Consider the following 580-nt stretch of genomic DNA (forward strand, 5'->3'; position numbering starts at 1 on the left):
GCGCGGGAGTCCCTGAAGCCGCTCGGCCTGGCCCAGCGTGGGCGGTCGCGGCTGTGGGTTGATGATCACGGGTGGTGGCTGGGGGTCGTGGAGTTCACCCCGCCACGTACTGCCGGCAGCGGTCTGCACGTCGGTGCGATGTGGCTGTGGCACGACGTGGACCACCTGGTCTTCCACGTGGACGAAGTCCAGGTCGGCTCCGAGCTGTTCCGCACCGAGGACCGGTTCACGCCACTGGCACTCGAACTCAGCCGTCAGGCGGCTGCGAACGTGACCGCGCTGAGGGAGAAGTTCCCAGCACCGCCGAACGTCGCCCGATACCTGACGTCCAGGCCGGTGCGCCGGGGATTCCTCTGGGACGGCTTCGACGCCGGGATCGCGGCCGCCCTGGTCGGTGATCCGGACACGGCCCGCGATCACCTTGAGCGAGTCCTTCGAGAGGACCCGCTGGCCCCGTGGATGGTCGAATCCCAGGAGAAGGCACGTGAGTTGCACGCGATCGCGGCAGATCGCGACACCGTGACCGCCTGGGCCGGGCGGCGCGTCGCCTCATGCCGGAGGAAGCTGGGCCTGGATCCTG

Annotated in this window: 1 protein-coding gene; it reads left to right on the plus strand. The window is 69.5% G+C overall.

Annotated elements, in window-relative coordinates; genetic code table 11:
- Positions 1–87 precede the first annotated feature (87 nt).
- On the plus strand, positions 88–580 hold a 493-nt coding region (locus tag OO48_RS34000; RefSeq protein WP_157845623.1), incomplete at its 3' end, for a hypothetical protein.

Origin of the sequence: Kitasatospora phosalacinea, from assembly GCF_000716545.1 — a bacterium.
Lineage (GTDB): Bacteria > Actinomycetota > Actinomycetes > Streptomycetales > Streptomycetaceae > Kitasatospora > Kitasatospora phosalacinea.